Annotated in this window: 17 protein-coding genes and 1 pseudogene; 7 read left to right on the plus strand and 11 right to left on the minus strand. The window is 62.2% G+C overall.

The window, feature by feature from the left end:
* Positions 1-78: 78 nt before the first annotated feature.
* Together C9427_RS03095 and dusA are read left to right on the plus strand one after the other, a co-directional pair.
* A pseudogene (locus C9427_RS03095) lies at positions 79-241 on the plus strand (IS630 family transposase); the annotation flags it as partial.
* Positions 242-789: 548 nt separating this feature from the next.
* Positions 790-1788: a tRNA dihydrouridine(20/20a) synthase DusA gene (gene dusA, locus C9427_RS03105; RefSeq protein WP_107647731.1), complete on the plus strand. Its 999-nt coding sequence runs from the start codon at positions 790-792 to the stop codon at positions 1786-1788.
* A gap of 3 nt (positions 1789-1791) precedes the next feature.
* Here the strand turns inward: dusA and C9427_RS03110 are convergent, their stop codons facing one another.
* Positions 1792-2496: a TIGR02281 family clan AA aspartic protease gene (locus C9427_RS03110; protein WP_107647732.1), complete on the minus strand. Its 705-nt coding sequence runs from the start codon at positions 2494-2496 to the stop codon at positions 1792-1794.
* A 7-nt stretch (positions 2497-2503) separates the two neighbouring features.
* Positions 2504-2737 (minus strand): DUF1289 domain-containing protein, encoded by a 234-nt coding sequence (locus C9427_RS03115; RefSeq protein WP_107647733.1) that lies wholly within the window; start codon positions 2735-2737, stop codon positions 2504-2506.
* A gap of 183 nt (positions 2738-2920) precedes the next feature.
* Here C9427_RS03115 and C9427_RS03120 point away from each other — a divergent pair, with 183 nt between their 5' ends.
* Entirely contained in the window at positions 2921-3919 is a 999-nt protein-coding gene (locus C9427_RS03120; RefSeq protein WP_107647791.1) for a nicotinate-nucleotide--dimethylbenzimidazole phosphoribosyltransferase, read from the plus strand.
* 4 nt (positions 3920-3923) lie between these two features.
* Here the strand turns inward: C9427_RS03120 and C9427_RS03125 are convergent, their stop codons facing one another.
* On the minus strand, positions 3924-5444 hold the full coding sequence (locus tag C9427_RS03125; protein ID WP_107647734.1) for a sensor histidine kinase: 1521 nt from the start codon (positions 5442-5444) through the stop codon (positions 3924-3926).
* Positions 5445-5519: 75 nt separating this feature from the next.
* Between C9427_RS03125 and C9427_RS03130 the strand changes: the two genes are divergently transcribed.
* From C9427_RS03130 to C9427_RS03145, 4 genes are all read left to right on the plus strand, one after another.
* On the plus strand, positions 5520-6143 hold the full coding sequence (locus tag C9427_RS03130; protein ID WP_107647735.1) for a thermonuclease family protein: 624 nt from the start codon (positions 5520-5522) through the stop codon (positions 6141-6143).
* Positions 6144-6191: 48 nt separating this feature from the next.
* The gene (locus C9427_RS03135; RefSeq protein WP_107647736.1) at positions 6192-6803 is read left to right on the plus strand and encodes a glutathione S-transferase; all 612 of its coding nucleotides are present in this window, start codon (positions 6192-6194) and stop codon (positions 6801-6803) included.
* Positions 6743-7435 carry a uracil-DNA glycosylase family protein gene (locus C9427_RS03140; RefSeq protein WP_107647737.1) on the plus strand — a complete coding sequence of 231 codons (693 nt, stop codon included), beginning with the start codon at positions 6743-6745 and terminating at the stop codon, positions 7433-7435. Before C9427_RS03135 ends, C9427_RS03140 begins: the two co-directional genes overlap by 61 nt.
* A 190-nt stretch (positions 7436-7625) precedes the next feature.
* Positions 7626-8117 carry an Lrp/AsnC family transcriptional regulator gene (locus tag C9427_RS03145; RefSeq protein WP_006333679.1) on the plus strand — a complete coding sequence of 164 codons (492 nt, stop codon included), beginning with the start codon at positions 7626-7628 and terminating at the stop codon, positions 8115-8117.
* 11 nt (positions 8118-8128) lie between these two features.
* Here the strand turns inward: C9427_RS03145 and C9427_RS03150 are convergent, their stop codons facing one another.
* From C9427_RS03150 to mobA, 8 genes are all read right to left on the minus strand, one after another.
* Positions 8129-8701 carry a DUF3299 domain-containing protein gene (locus C9427_RS03150; RefSeq protein WP_107647738.1) on the minus strand — a complete coding sequence of 191 codons (573 nt, stop codon included), beginning with the start codon at positions 8699-8701 and terminating at the stop codon, positions 8129-8131.
* Between the two features lie 86 nt (positions 8702-8787).
* The gene (locus C9427_RS03155; RefSeq protein ID WP_107647739.1) at positions 8788-9501 is read right to left on the minus strand and encodes a DNA alkylation repair protein; all 714 of its coding nucleotides are present in this window, start codon (positions 9499-9501) and stop codon (positions 8788-8790) included.
* Positions 9502-9508: 7 nt separating this feature from the next.
* A complete protein-coding gene (locus C9427_RS03160) occupies positions 9509-10378 on the minus strand; it encodes an NAD(P)-dependent oxidoreductase (protein ID WP_107647740.1) in 870 nt (289 codons plus the stop codon).
* A gap of 98 nt (positions 10379-10476) precedes the next feature.
* Positions 10477-11298: an ABC transporter permease gene (locus tag C9427_RS03165; RefSeq protein WP_107647741.1), complete on the minus strand. Its 822-nt coding sequence runs from the start codon at positions 11296-11298 to the stop codon at positions 10477-10479.
* On the minus strand, positions 11295-12014 hold the full coding sequence (locus tag C9427_RS03170) for an ABC transporter permease (RefSeq protein WP_008875835.1): 720 nt from the start codon (positions 12012-12014) through the stop codon (positions 11295-11297). Before C9427_RS03170 ends, C9427_RS03165 begins: the two co-directional genes overlap by 4 nt.
* Before the next feature lie 80 nt (positions 12015-12094).
* Entirely contained in the window at positions 12095-12880 is a 786-nt protein-coding gene (locus C9427_RS03175) for an ABC transporter substrate-binding protein (protein ID WP_107647742.1), read from the minus strand.
* 211 nt (positions 12881-13091) lie between these two features.
* Positions 13092-13601 carry a molybdopterin-guanine dinucleotide biosynthesis protein B gene (gene mobB / locus C9427_RS03180; protein WP_107647743.1) on the minus strand — a complete coding sequence of 170 codons (510 nt, stop codon included), beginning with the start codon at positions 13599-13601 and terminating at the stop codon, positions 13092-13094.
* Positions 13598-14230 (minus strand): molybdenum cofactor guanylyltransferase MobA, encoded by a 633-nt coding sequence (gene mobA / locus C9427_RS03185; protein WP_107647792.1) that lies wholly within the window; start codon positions 14228-14230, stop codon positions 13598-13600. The genes mobB and mobA overlap by 4 nt, the downstream gene beginning before the upstream one ends.
* Positions 14231-14243: the final 13 nt, after the last annotated feature.

Here is a 14243-nt window from a genome sequence, read left to right on the forward strand (position 1 = left end):
GGCGGAAACCGGATTGACGCTTGATCCAGCTCAAACCTGACGAGAATATTGAGAGCGCGTCAGCATGCAGCATCATCGCATCAGGAGTTCATCCGCTTCCTCAGTGCAGTCGAGGCTGAGATGCCCGCCGCCAGGAGCGTCCACGTCATCCTCGACAACCATGCCACCCACAAACAGCTGAAAGTCCGCGCTGGCTGGATGCCATCCGCGCTGGACATTCCACTTCGTGCCGACATCCTGCGTCGGCCGCCTGTCACGCTGATGGCCTTTCCCAACGAGGCCAAGCCTCTTTAGGGCGATACGTGCGAGATCAACCGGTGCGACCTTGACGGGCAGGCCGTGAACGGCCGCGGCATGAGCCAGAACGAGTTTTACAAAGCCGATGTCGATACCGAGAGTCATCGGTCCGGCACCTTGGCGGCTCGATTACGACCGAAGCGAATGAGCCGTTTCCGGTCCAGGGCTGCGATGTTGCACTTCCCCAGATGCCGTTGGAACATATCGAGGGCTGCGGCCTTGGAGCGGCGAGGGGGCTTGCCTACATCGCACATGTCGTCGATATGAAGGTCGATGGGTTCACCGAAGGTCTTCAGGCGCGCTATGCGGGACTTGGTCGGCGTCTCACCGCGATCGACTTGGCGCTCGGCGTCGGTTGCCCAGCGCCGTGCGTCGTCTCGGCGCAGGAAGGTCTCGCTGACGTAGCGACCTTTGCGACGGACCTGCGCTCGCCATTCTGGCGTAAATTGGTGTGCACTCGGCAGGTTCTAACGATTTGATGCTAAAGAAAAAATGCTGAAAAATCAAGATCATAGAGTGGCCGTGGCGCCGATGATGGACTGGACGGACCGGCATTGCCGGTTCTTGCATCGCCAGTTGACGCGCCGGGCGCTGCTCTACACCGAGATGGTGGTGGCCGACGCGATCATCCAGGGCGCGCGCGAGCGGCTGCTCGGCTTTGATGACGCGGAACATCCGGTCGCATTGCAGCTTGGCGGCTCCGATCCGCGCAAGCTTGCCGAGGCGGCGCGCATAGGCGAAGCCTCCGGCTACGACGAGATCAACCTCAATGTCGGCTGCCCGTCGGACCGCGTCCAGTCGGGCACGTTCGGCGCCTGCCTGATGAAGACGCCGGTTCTCGTCGCCGATTGCGTCGCGGCGATGAAGGCCGCCGTGAAAATCCCCGTCACCGTCAAATGCCGCATCGGCGTCGACGAACAGGATCCGGAGCCAGCGCTCGACGCGCTGGCGGACGGCGTTTTTTCCGCCGGCGCCGACGCATTGTGGGTGCATGCCCGCAAGGCCTGGCTGGAAGGGCTCAGCCCAAGGGAAAACCGTGACATCCCACCGCTCGACTACGACAGGGTCTATCGCCTGAAAGCCAGAAAGCCGAATGAATTCATCGGCATCAATGGCGGTATTCAATCGCTCGAAGAGGCACTTAGGCACATAGATCATGTCGACGGGGCCATGCTCGGCCGCGCCGCCTATCACACGCCGGGCATCCTGGCGGGCGTCGATGCCGCATTCTATGGCGGCAAATCCGAGCCGTTCGACTTTGCCGCACTGATCGATGCCATGGCGGCTTACGCGGCGCGTCATATCGAGCGGGGCGGCCGGCTTGGCCATGTCACCCGTCACATGGTCGGCCTGTTCCATGGCCTGCCTGGCGCACGCCGCTATCGGCAGATCCTTTCCACCGACGCGACACGGCCCGGCGCTGGGCCGGACGTGCTGAAAACCGCCTTCGCCGCGGTTGATTTGGTCAGGGCAAGCGCGGAAGCCGCCTGAGGGTTAGTCGCGCAAAATCATGCGGTCGCCGCGCACATCGAAACCCGACAGCGAACCGATAAAATTCATGCCGAGCAGGCTCTGGCTGAGCATGCCGGGTGCGGCGATCATGACCGGCATGTTCTTGCGAACGATGCCGCCGATCGCCAATTCGTCGGTTCTCACGCCCGCCGCGCGCGCCATGCCGTTGGCGGTCGAGACCGGTATCGTAAAATTGAGCGTGGCCGGATTGAAGCCAGCCGCCTGCGCGTCTTGCGCTGTCAGCACGGTGCTGGTCGCGCCGGTGTCGACCACGGCCCGGACCGGCGTGCCGTTGACCATGATGCGCGCTTCGAAATGGCCGTTGTCGGCCTTGTCCAGCGTCACCGTGGCGTGGCCGTCCTCCACACCCAGCGCCAGCGGACTGCCGGGAACGAGCCCGGCGGTGACCCGGCTGGCGAAATCCTGCAATTCGTAGCGGTACTGGTAGCCGGCGATCAGCGCCAGCACGATGACGCCCCAAGTGCCGAGGCTACGGGCCATGGTGCCCAAGGGTCTGCCGGATCTGAGCAGGCCGGCGCCGATGAGCGCAACCAATGCGCCAAGCCAGATCAGCCGGCCAAAATCGTTGTTCTCGACGCCGAACGTGCTGCCGGCGGAATCGTTGAAGATGAGCAGGGCCACGCCCACCCCGATCACGATCATCAAGATCCAGAAGAGTCGGTTCATGGGTGGTTCACGATAGCGCGTCGCGTTCACGAGAGAGGCGGGTGCGGCGCGTTTCCCGACGCGGCCTGCGTTCGACCGTTTCCAGCCGGGCCGGCAGCTCGGCCATCACATTTCGCCGTGCTTCCGGCGTCATGTCGATCCAGGCGCCGATTTCTTCGCGCGTGCGACCGCACCCGAAGCAGAAGCCGGTTTTCATATCGATCGAGCAGACCAGGATGCACGGGGATTCTATGGCCGTCATGATGTTCTCTTGGGATTCCCAAGGAATCCCTTGTCTCGCTTCCACATGGTGCAACGGCAAGGCCAATGCAAGCCCTCCGGAATGCGCCGCCGGCAAGCGCTATCGCGGCACCGGCAGGAGGTTGTGCCGGCCGTGCAACGCGGCTATGTCGCTCGTCAGACTTAGGGGATGATCCTCAACGCCATGACCAGTGCGCTGCCCTTCGACGATTTTCGCAACCTTCTGGCGGCCTTGCCGCCGGCCGATACGGCGGCCGAAACCAAAGTCCGAGCGTTGTTTTCCAAGGCCGACAAGCCCGGGAATTCGCTCGGCCGCATCGTGGACATTGCAGCCTGGCTCGCCGCCTGGAGCGGCCGGGCACCGCCGGCGGTGACACGGCCGTTGGTGGCGATCTTCGCCGGCAATCACGGCGTCACCCGCCACGGCATTTCGCCACGTCCCGTCGCGGCCACCGCGAACGCGGTCGAGCTTTGCGCGGCCGGCGGTGCCGCAGTCAACCAGATCTGTATCGCCAACGACCTCGGGCTGAAAGTGTTCGATCTAGCGCTGCACATTCCGACCGCCGACATCACCGAGGAGGCAGCGCTGGACGAGCGCGGCTGCGCCGCCACCATGGCCTTCGGCATGGAAGCGATCGCCGGCGGCACCGATTTGCTGTGCCTTGGCGATCTTGGCGTCGGCAATTCAACAGTCGCCGCGGCTCTGTTTGCGGCGCTGTTTGGCGGCAAGGGCGCCGACTGGGTCGGGCCTGGATCGGGCGCCGATGCGGCGATGCAGGCGCGCAAGGCGGAAGCGGTCGATGCCGCGATCGCTTTCCACGGCACCAGCCTCAGGGATCCGCTCGAAGCATTGCGCCGGGTCGGTGGCCGCGAGTTCGCGGCGATCACCGGGGCCATCCTCGCCGCTCGGATGCAGAAGATCCCGGTGTTGCTCGACGGCGTTGCGGCGACAGCGGCGGCCGCCGTGCTTCATGCCGCCAACCCGGCCGCACTGGAACATTGTCTTCTTGCCGGCCTGTCGCCGGAGCCTGCACATACAAGGGCCGCCGAGCGGCTCGGCCTTCGTCCTCTCCTCGATCTGGGCATCAGCCACGGCGAAGGGGCAGGGGCGGCACTTGCCGCGGGTCTGGTCAAGGCGGCGGCGCTCACCAGTTCGGGCATGGCGGCGGCGGTTCGCGGCTAAACCTTCAACGCCTACGCGCTGCAACCGCCTTGGTCGGCAGCGCCGGCAATTCCTCCATCACCCGGCTCAGCGGAAAGATGGCGATCGCCTCGGTGCCTTCACGCAGTTTGGAATGGAGTTCGAATTCGCCGCCGTGCATGGCGAGCAGGCCCTGCACGATCGGCAGGCCAAGCCCGGTGCCTTGTTCGGCGCTCTTGATGGCGATCGAGCCCTGGCCGAAAGCCGACAGCACAACCGGAATCTCATCCTCCGGAATGCCAGGGCCATTGTCCTTGACCGAGAGATATTGCCCGCCACCGGCCGTCCAGCCGACGCGCACGCGGATCTCGCCGCCGGTCGCGGTGAACTTGATGGCGTTGGACAAGAGGTTGAGGGCGATCTGCCGCACCGCGCGCTCGTCAGCAAACAGGCGCGGTAAGGCGCTTTCGAAATCCTGGACGATGCGGATATCCTTGTTGCGCGCCTTCAGCTCCATCATGTGGCAGCAATCCTCGACGACGGAGAGCAGCATCATCGGTTCCTCGTTGAGCTGATAGCGGCCAGCTTCGATGCGCGAAAGGTCGAGGATTTCGTTGATCAGATCGAGCAGATGCTGGCCGGACTCATGGACGTCGCGAGCATAGTCGCGATAGGTGGGGTTGCTCATCGGTCCGAGCACCTCGTTCGACATCACCTCGGAAAAACCGAGAATGGCGTTGAGCGGCGTCCTGAGCTCATGGCTCATCGATGCCAGAAACCGCGACTTTGCCAGATTGGCGTCTTCCGCCCGCCGCCGCGCTTCGTCCGACATCGACTTCGCCGTCTCCACCTCGGCGACAAGCGCATCCTTTTCGGAGCGGAACGACAGAAGCATCAGGGACGCGCGATTAAGATGGCGCGCCACATAGGCGAAAAAGGGCAGCGATACGATCAGCAATCCGGCCATGATCAGTTCAACCGGCGTCCCCAGCCTTGCACCGGCATAGGCATAAACCGCCACCGGAATGGCGAAGATCGCCAGCAATGCACCGTGCAGCGACGAGGCCGTGAGCGCCGTCGCCGCCATGGCGAGCAGCAGCACGACCGCCTTGACCAGATGGAACTGGTCGATCTGGCAGGCGTCGCAGCCGAGCCAGGCGAACCAGGCCCACCCCAGACCGCAAAGGAAATGGCCGATCAGGAAATCCCTGCGCGTTTGCAGCGGGTTGACTTCGGCGGCTTCCGTGCGGTCGATGCGCCCGGCCATCAATGCAACGATGGCGTAGCAGATGAGCATGAAGAGTGCCCAGACGCCGATCCCCTTGCCCATTCCGGCAAACAGGCCCGTCGCGGCAACCGCCAGGACGAGAAGCGGAACGGCGATCGCGCTGCCGATCATCGAACGGGCGTGGAGTTTCAGAAGCTCGCGATCGAAATCAGGATTGCCCGCCTGCTGCGAAAGACGGTCGCGCGTCTTGCGGACCGCGCGCGCGACATCGCTGTTGCGATGGCGTTTCCTGCGGTCCACAATAAACTTGTCCGCTGTGTTCGAGCGTTGCAAGGGCATGGAAACTTCAATTTATGCGGGCAGCGGTTTCAAATTGTTAAGCTACGTTCGAATGATTAACCAACGGTTTGCCATATGAGCCGTTCGTGGTCGCGGCGGCCGCGCCGACGGTACGCTCCGCCGCGGCCGCCAAGCCTGTGGCGCAGGCTGGTGGACTACGGGCTGACCGTCATTGCCCTTGGTCCGTTGATCCTCCTGGCCGCACGCCTCGACCGGATCGAGACACGCAAGACGGAAGGGGCGGCGATCGTCAACGATGGCGATACGATCACGCTGGGCACCGAGCGCATCCGCATGCGCGGCATCGACGCGCCGGAATATTCGCAAATCTGCCGCAGGGACGGCGCCGACTATGCCTGCGGCAAGCTGGCGCGACAGTCGCTGGTGCGACTGATATCCGGCAAACCCGTCTCCTGCACCGGCTGGCAGCGCGACCGCTACGGAAGGCTGCTCGGCGAGTGCAAGGCCGGCGGCAAGGATCTCAATCGCGCCCAGGTCGAAGCCGGCTGGGCGATCGCCTATGGCGACTTCGAAACTGAGCAAGCTGCCGCGCGTAGCGGCAAGGCCGGCATCTGGGCCGGCACCTTCGACGAACCGCATGATTGGCGCGAGAGCCACGGTCACGAAATGGTCGAAAGGAAGCACGGCACTCTGGCTTCGATCGGCGACGCCTTGCGAGAAATTTTTCGCTTCTGGTGATGACAACCCTATAGTTGTCGCAACGAGCCAGAGGACTGGGAGGATGGAATGAAGCTCTTCGACGGCGGCCGCGCCCCCAACCCACGGCGGGTTCGCGTTTTCCTCGCCGAGAAGGGGCTGGAGGTCCCTCTGGTGTCCGTTGACATGGGCGCGCTGGAGCACAGGCAGCAGCCGGTCAGCTCGCGCAACCCGCTGCAGCGTTTGCCGGTGCTCGAACTCGACGATGGCACAATCATCACCGAATCCGTCGCCATCTGCCGCTATTTCGAGGAACTGCATCCGGAGCCGGCGCTGTTCGGACGCGGCGCGCTTGGCAAGGCCAGGGTCGAGATGTGGCAAAGGCGCATTGAGCTCAACCTGCTCGTTTGCGTCGCCGCCGCGTTCCGGCACATTCACCCGGCGATGAAGGATTGGGAGATTCCGCAAATCCCCGAATGGGGCGAGGCCAACAAGCCGAAAGCCGTCGAGTTCCTGAGGCTGCTCGACGGCGAACTGGCGCAACGGGAATTTGTCGCCGGCGACGCCTATTCGATCGCCGACATCACCGGGCTGATCGCCATCGACTTCATGAAGCCGGCGCGGATCAGGGTGCCGGATGACTGCGCCAACGTGCTGCGCTGGCATCAGGCGATCTCAAGCCGGCCAAGCGCCGCCGCCTGAGAATGGGCCTCGGAATGCGCGAAGAACTCGACAGTTTCACGGCGAGAGTACGCGCCTGCCGCATCTGCGTAGAAAATCCGATTGGCCGGCCGTTGCCGCACGAGCCGCGCCCGGTACTGAGACCCTCGCCGAGCGCCCGCATCCTGATTGCCAGCCAGGCGCCAGGCACCAAGGTGCATATATCAGGCATGCCGTTCACCGACGCGTCCGGCGATCGGCTGCGGAACTGGCTGGGCGTCAGCAGCGAAGAGTTCTACGACACTTCAAAATTCGCCATCGTGCCGATGGGCTTCTGCTTTCCGGGCCAGGATGCCAAGGGCGGCGACCTGCCGCCGCGCCGTGAATGTGCACCGGCATGGCGCGCGCCGCTGATGGCGCTGATGGCGCGCATCGACCTCGTGCTGACGATCGGCATCTATGCGCAATCCTGGCATATGGGTGTCGCACGCCGCCCGTCGCTGACGGAGACGGTGATGGACTGGCGGGCGATCTGGGATGCACCCGGCAACCCGAAAGTGCTGCCGCTGCCGCACCCCTCGTGGCGCAACACCGGCTGGCTGAAGCGCAACCCGTGGTTTGAAATGGATTTGCTGCCATTTCTGCGGTCGGAAATCCGCTATCGCCTCGGCTGAGGTGTCAGCAAGAAAACACTCGCTTTTGTGCCATTTGGCAGAATTTCTTTCTTGTGAAAGGCCAAAATAAGAGGGACTATAGCCAATCTATTCCCCAAAACGCATCGCGTTGAAGGGAACATTTGACGCGCTTTGAATTCTTGTTTTGTGCACGTCGTTCTCCCGGCGACAGGCACCAGGGGAGCACCCAATGGACCGCCTTGACAGAAAAATTCTTCGCCTCCTGCAGGAGGACGCGACGCTCGCGGTCGCCGATGTCGCCAAGAAAGTCGGGCTGTCGACGACGCCCTGCTGGCGACGCATCCAGAAGCTCGAGGAGGAAGGCGTGATCAAGCGGCGCGTCGCCATCCTCGACCACGAGAAGGTCAATGTGCGCGTCACCGTCTTCGTATCGATCCGCACCAATTCACACAGCCATGAATGGCTGCGGCGTTTTTCGGAGGTCATCCAGGAATTTCCTGAAGTGGTCGAGTTCTACCGTATGAGCGGCGACGTCGACTATCTCTTGCGCGTGGTGGTGCCCGACATTGCCGCCTATGACGCCTTCTACAAGCGGCTGATCGCCAAGATCGAAATCCGCGACGTGTCGTCGTCTTTCGCCATGGAGCAGATCAAATACACGACTGAAATGCCGCTCGACTATATGGTGCTCGATAAGGAATCGGGTGCCAACGCTGCCTGAGGTTCGGTCGCTTAGTTCTTCTTTTTGTTGAGGAAACTCCACGGCGAATTCACCGGCAGCGTGATCGTGTCCGGCACCTTATCGACCCCCACCACCTCGGCCTTGCGCATCGTGTAGCCCGACTGGATGACGCTGACGCCGTCGAGGATGAAAAGCTGGCTTTTCTCCATGCCTGGCTTCAAGGCGCCGGTGACGGAGACGGGCTGGTAGGCCTCCGACATCGTGTAGGGATGGGCAGGGGTGACCAGCACGATCTGATTGGGCGGCGGCGTCGGCATGTGGCTGCAAGCGCCCGTCCAGGGCACCAGCAGGAACTGATAGACGAGGTCGCCGTCACGGTCGACCGGTAGCGCATAGCCTGCAAGCTGGACGGTCTTGTCCTGCAAATCGAGCGACAGCGTCTCTCCATGATCGGGCATTTTTGCCGCGATCATCGGCAGTCCGACGCTTTCGGCGGCGGCCTGCGTTGCGGGACGCAGATCCTTCCAGAATATGTGCGCGGTTTCCGCAGAGGCGTTTGCCGACGCGATGGGCAGCAGCAACGCGGCTGTGAAGCCCATGGTTGATTTAAGGCGGATGCTCATTGGCTGCTTCCCTTTGCAACCGAGTAAAGCCGCCGTTGCCGACAGCGTCAACGCCTTGGTCCAGATCGACTCCCCCAAGGAACAGATCACTTGCCCTGTTTTGTCTTCGCCGCCAGTCGATTGAGTGTCTTGGCATCGGAAAGTTCCCGCACCGCATCCTTGCCGATCCACCGCGCCGTCTTGTCGGTTGAGGCAGCCAGCCTTTGCGCCAAGGCAAGGGCAGGGCCGTGCATATCCATCGAGCGCTTGCCGATCGAACGAAGAGCCCAGTTCACGGCCTTCTTCACGAAATTGCGGCCGTCGGTGGCATGCGCTTCGATGATCGGCAGGAAGTCGAGGAAGGTTGCCGCTGGCTCTTTCTTCCGGTGGACGACCGACCATGCCATCATGGCAAAAGCCGTGCGTCGAACGAATTCCCGTTCGTCGGCCGCGAACTCGTAGATCAGTTCCCTCCAGGAGTCCGTGTCGACAAAGAGATCGGAGACACCGTCGACGATATCCCACGAGTCGAAAGACGCCGCCCATCCTCTTGCATCGGCGGCAGAAAACCGCTTCGGGTCGGCGGTGACGGAAGCGATGAACTGCGCCTCCATGATACCTGTCTGCCATAGCTCAAAGGCACGCTCATGGTTGCCCTTGATTTTCTTGGCAATCTGCCGCTGCACGCCATGCGAGATGCCGAGCGCGCGTTCGATCTTGATGCCATAGCGCAGCATGCCGAGGCGATTCTCTTCCGAGCCGATCGAGCGCAGATGGGCGACAATTTCCTCGGCGCTGGATTGAGGCGAAAGCTCGGCCACCGCGAACCTATTTTTCCAGTCGCGCCAGCAACGAGGACGTATCCCAGCGCTTGCCGCCCATCGCCTGCACATCCTTGTAGAACTGGTCGACAAGTGCCGTCACCGGCAGCTTGGCGCCGTTGCGGTCGGCCTCCGCCAGGCAGATGCCGAGATCCTTGCGCATCCAGTCGACGGCGAAGCCGAAATCGTACTTGCCGGCATTCATCGTCTTGTGGCGGTTCTCCATCTGCCACGAGCCGGCCGCGCCCTTGGAGATCACCTCGATGACTTTCTCGATGTCGAGCCCGGCCTTCTTGCCGAAATGGATGCCCTCGGCCAATCCCTGGACAAGACCGGCGATGCATATCTGGTTGATCATCTTGGTGAGCTGGCCGGCACCTGCCGGTCCCATCAGCCCGACCATGCGGGCATAGGCGTCAATGACAGGCTGCGCCTTGTCGAAGGCCTTTTGTTCGCCGCCGACCATTACCGTCAGCACGCCGTTCTCGGCGCCTGCCTGGCCGCCGGAAACCGGTGCGTCGAGAAACGAAAACCCGCGTACTTGCGCCTTTTCCGCCAGTTCGCGCGCGACTTCGGCCGACGCAGTGGTGTTGTCGATGAAGATGGCTCCCTTCTTCATCGACTGGAAAGCGCCGCCACCGCCGATCGTCACTGAGCGCAGATCATCGTCGTTACCGACGCAGGAAAAGACGAAATCCTTGCCTTCGGCAGCCTCGGCCGGTGTCGCGGCAAGGCTGCCGCCATGCTGCCCAACCCATTGCTCGGCCTTTGCCCTGGTGCGGTTGTAGACGGTGACGTCGTGGCCACCCTTGTTCCTGAGATGCCCGGCCATCGGATATCCCATCACGCCAAGACCAAGAAATGCCACCGATGCCATAGGCTTACCTTCCACAGAAACAGAATTCGCTGCGGAAGCTCTAGCGCATGGCCCGGAAAATCGGAATCGATTTTTGGAGCGGCCGGCGCCGGACCGCATCAGCGTTTCAGGTGAATGGTGATCCGGCGCTCGATCCATTCGATCGCGTGGCGCAATATCTCGACCATCACCAGATAGACGATGGCGACCCAGATATAGGCCTGGATGTCGAACGAGTTGGCAAAGGCAAGCTTGGCCTGGCCCATCAAGTCATAGACTGTGATGATGGCGACGATGGCGGAGGCCTTGATCATCAGGATGAGTTCGTTGCCATAGGGCCGCAAGGCGACGATCAGTGCCTGCGGCAGGATGATCTTGCGCAGCGTCTGCAATTTGTGCAGCCCAAGCGAGGCAGCACCTTCCCACTGGCCCCTTGGAACGCTCTCGATGGCGCCGCGCAGGATTTCCGCCTGGTAAGCGGCCGTGTTGAGCGCAAAGGCGAAGACGCCACAGTAGAACGCTTCGCGGAAGAACCACCACAGCCCAATCGTTTGGAGCTCTGGCCTGAACGACCCCAACCCGTAGTAGACCAGAAAGGTCTGGACCAGCAGCGGCGTGCCCCGGAAGAAGTAGACATAACAATAGGCCAGGCCGGAAAGAACAGGGTTCTTCGACATGCGGCCATAGGCGACCGGCACCGACAGGATGGCGCCAAGCACCATCGAAATGGCGACCAGCGATAGTGTGACTTCCAGCCCTTTCAGATAGGCCGGTGCATATTTGGCGAAGAATTCGGCGTTCCAGGCAAAGACCAAATAGGCAACGATGCCCAGGCCGAAAGCGATCCACAGACTAACAAGCGCGTAGCCGATGATGCGGCTGCGCGGCCAGCCTCGCGCCTGTGGCGGCGGCCGTTCGACGATTGCGGCTGTGACGCTCATCGTTGCGCCTCCCGCTTTCCCAGCGAGCGCAAAATGGCATTGGTGGCGAATGACGACAGGACGGCCAGGACAAGAAAGACCAGCGCCGCGACGCTGTAGAACAGAAACGAATGTTTGGTGACGCGGGCGGCCACACCGGCGTTGCGCAGCGTTTCGGCAAGGCCGACGATCGACACGAGCGATGTGTCCTTGAGCAAAGCGAGCCAGCAGTTTTCGAGGCCGGGAAAGGCGATGCGAAGCAACTGCGGCAAGATCACCTTGCGCATCGTTTGCCAGCTCGAAAGGCCAAGCGCGTAGCTGCCCTCATACTGGCCCTTTGGTATCGCGCGGAAAGCGGAAAGAAAAACCTCGCTGGCATAGGATGAGAAGATCAGGGCAAGCACGATCATGCCGGCGACGAAGCCGTTGACGTCGATGGTCGCTTCGGGCCGGAAATATCTGATGAGATGCTGCAGCAGAATCGGCATGCCGAAAAAGAACAGGAAAAGCGTCACCAGTTCCGGCAGGCCGCGGAAGATTGTCGTGTAGACGTTGGCGGCGAGGCGCAACGAAGGTTCTTCTGATTGCTTGCCCAGCGCTATGAAGAAACCGATCGTCAGGCCGATGGGCAGCGTGGCCAGCGCAAGCGCGACGGTGACCATCGCACCAGAAGCAATGTCGTCAAGCCAGCCATCCGGTCCCCAACTGAGAAGCGTCCATATGCTCTGGCTCGGCATGGATCGGTCTTAATCTCCGTGACGGTTCCCAAGACGAGGATGGACGACGGCGGGGTATCCCCGCCGTCGTGACCGAGTTGTCAGGATTCGCCGCCGTAGACGTCGAACTTGAAGTACTTGTCGTTGATTTCCTTGTATTTTCCATTGGCGCGGATGGCGTCGATGGCGGCATTGAACTGGTTGACCAAATCGGTTTCGCCCTTGCGCACGGCGATACCGGCGCCAGGTCCAAAGATTTCGACCGGCTGCGGGTTCGGCGTGCCGAGGATCTTGCAGCAGGCGCCGTCCGGCGTGTCGAGCCATTGGCTCAGCACGACGATGTCGTCTTCAATGGCGTCAAGACGGCCATTGGCGAGATCGGCCTGCTCCTCGGGGCTGCTCGGATAGCCCTTGATGGTGCTGTCCGTGTAGGTCTTCGAGGCATAGTTGAAGTGCGTTGTCGTGGTGGCAACGCCGACGGTCTTGCCAGCCAGATCCTCCTTGGTCACGCCCTTCAGCGTGGTGTCTTTCGGTGCGGCGAGTGCCGAGGGAGTGTTGTAGTATTTGTGGGTGAAGTCGACCTTCTCGGCTCGTTCCGGCGTGATCGACATCGAAGCGACGATGGCGTCGAACTTGCCGGCCTGGAGTGCCGGGATGATGCCATCCCAATCCTGTGCAACGAAGGTACATTTCACCTTCATCTCGTCGCAAAGCGCCTTGGCGATGTCGATGTCGAAGCCTACGAGCTGGCCGTCGGCGGTAAGGTTGTTGAACGGGGGGTAGGCACCTTCAGTGCCGATTCTCAAGGTTTTTTCCTGAGCCTGGGCAACGCCAAGCGTCAGCAGCGCCGCCGATGCGGCGAGCGCTATACGCAGTGCAATACGCATGATAGTCCTCTCTTTATGGTCCCGGCCGTCGTCCCTAACGGCTCTGTGGGCGGTGCTTTTGACCGCCCGCTGGCGCAATACTCCCAATATTTTCCAAGAAAAAGCAACTGCAAAACCGTCAGTTGCGGGATTTGTATTCCCGGAAAATGCTGACGCTGGGGCAGGCGCGGGGGAAAGGAAAGCGGCGACCGAGTGGTCTTCCGGCGTGCCGTCAGCGCGTCAAACCCGTCGTGCGCTCGACGAAGTCGGCAATTGATTTCGTGTCGTCGAGATCAAAGACCGGCAGGCTTTCGCCGGAGACTGCAAAGTCGGCTGCGACGGCGACGATATGCGGATCGCCTGTCGAAAGCGGTGTCCTGTCCCTGGCCTCCAGACGCCGCGTCTCGATCTTGTTGTGCGTCTCGCGCTTGTAGCCTTCGACCAGCACGATGTCGGATGGCGCCAGCCGCGACAGGATTTCGTCCAGCTCTGGTTCGTCCTCACCGCGCAATTCGTGCATCAGCGCCCAGCGCCTGCCCGAAACGATGGCGACTTCCGTAGCCCCGGCGTGCCTGTGGCGAAAGCTGTCGGTCCCCGGCGTGTCGATGTCGAAATCGTGATGGGCGTGCTTGACCGTCGAGACTTTCCAGCCGCGCCGGGCAAGTTCGGTGACCAGCTTTTCGGTCAGTGTGGTCTTGCCGGAATTCTTCCAGCCGGTGATGCCGAAGACGCGTCTCATCATGGCTTAATGCTCTGCAACAGACGCGCGGCCGCCGCAAGATCGTCTGGTGTATTGATGTTGAAGAACGGGTCGATCTCGTGCTCGCCGGATTTCAGCAGCGAAAACTCCACCTCGACAAAGCCATGCCGGTCGATGAAGGCGGAGACACGCCTGATGTCCTCGTCGACCAGGAAACGCCGCAGGGCCGCGCGCGCCTCTGTCGGCCAGAGCGCGAAGGTCGGATGCCATTTGCCACCCGAACAGGCTACTGCAATCGAACCGGGCCGTGCGCCGGCCGCCGCGACCAGCCGTTCAACCAGATCCCGCGGCAGCAAGGGCGTGTCGCCGGCAGCTGTGGCGAGTGTTTCGCTGGCCGTGTTGGCGGCAGCCCACTCGAGGCCGGTCAGGATACCGGCAAGCGGGCCGGCAAAGCCTTCCACCACATCGGCAAGCACCGGAAGTCCAATCCCGGCAAACCGTGCAGGATCGCCATTGGCGCTGAGCGCCAGCGGTCCGACCTGCGGCGCAAAGCGCGAGACGGCATGGCCCAACAGGCTGTCGCCGCCAAGCGCAAGCAGGCTCTTGTCGCCGCCGCCCATTCGCCGCGACCGGCCACCGGCCAGAATGATCCCTGCAATGTCTTGGCCCATCGTCAGCTGCCTA

The sequence above is a fragment of the Mesorhizobium helmanticense genome, from assembly GCF_003034915.1.
Lineage (GTDB): Bacteria > Pseudomonadota > Alphaproteobacteria > Rhizobiales > Rhizobiaceae > Mesorhizobium > Mesorhizobium helmanticense.